The organism is Achromobacter sp. SIMBA_011 (assembly GCF_046535435.1).
Lineage (GTDB): Bacteria > Pseudomonadota > Gammaproteobacteria > Burkholderiales > Burkholderiaceae_B > Achromobacter > Achromobacter dolens.
In genome coordinates this window covers 1-258 of the sequence record NZ_JAWRWN010000754.1, presented here as the reverse complement: position 1 = coordinate 258, position 258 = coordinate 1, and the positions used below count along the sequence as shown (strand labels likewise).

Here is a 258-nt window from a genome sequence, read left to right as displayed (position 1 = left end):
CAAGCAACCCGGCAGTCACACGCCGCCGTCGCGGCCCGCCATGCGCTCGATCCATTGCTCGAACGCGGCTACCGCCGGATCCGCGCCGCGATCGGCATTCGTCACCAGCATGTAGTCGTCGGCGCGCCATATCGGCGCCGCAAGCGGACACACGAGGCGCCCCTCGGCGAGATCGCGACCGATCAGCGGCAGCGACGCCAGTGCCACGCCAAGGCCCTCGACGGCCGCGCAGAGCTGAAGATTCACGTGATCGAATTC

The 258-nt window shown here is 68.6% G+C and carries 1 protein-coding gene; it reads right to left on the bottom strand.

What is annotated here, in order from left to right; all coding sequences use genetic code 11:
* Nucleotides 1-15 precede the first annotated feature (15 nt).
* Nucleotides 16-258 (bottom strand): LysR substrate-binding domain-containing protein (locus SB816_RS33000; RefSeq protein ID WP_410548381.1); only part of this gene is annotated, 243 nt, incomplete at its 5' end.